Origin of the sequence: Bowmanella dokdonensis (assembly GCF_017254865.1) — a bacterium.
Classification (GTDB): Bacteria; Pseudomonadota; Gammaproteobacteria; order Enterobacterales; family Alteromonadaceae; genus Bowmanella; species Bowmanella dokdonensis.
The window spans coordinates 1-289 of record NZ_JAFKCV010000370.1 but is presented as its reverse complement, the minus strand read 5'-3'; the positions used below and the strand labels follow the sequence as shown (position 1 = coordinate 289).

General features: G+C 51.6%; 1 pseudogene. It reads left to right on the top strand.

Annotation, left to right across the window (positions count from 1 at the left end):
- Positions 1 to 289 (top strand): annotated as a pseudogene (locus tag J0A66_RS22975) (type VI secretion system ATPase TssH); the annotation flags it as partial.

Here is a 289-nt window from a genome sequence, read left to right as displayed (position 1 = left end):
TGGATGCCGGTAATATGCTTAAACCAGCACTGGCGCGTGGCGAACTGCACTGCGTCGGCGCCACCACCTTGGATGAGTATCGTCAATATATTGAAAAAGATGCGGCATTAGAACGTCGTTTCCAAAAAGTGCTGGTGGATGAACCTTCAGTGGAAGACACCATTGCTATTCTGCGTGGGCTCAAAGAGCGCTATGAGTTACACCACTCGGTGAATATTACCGACCCGGCCATAGTGGCGGCGGCTTCGCTATCTCATCGTTACATCAGCGACCGTCAGTTGCCGGATAA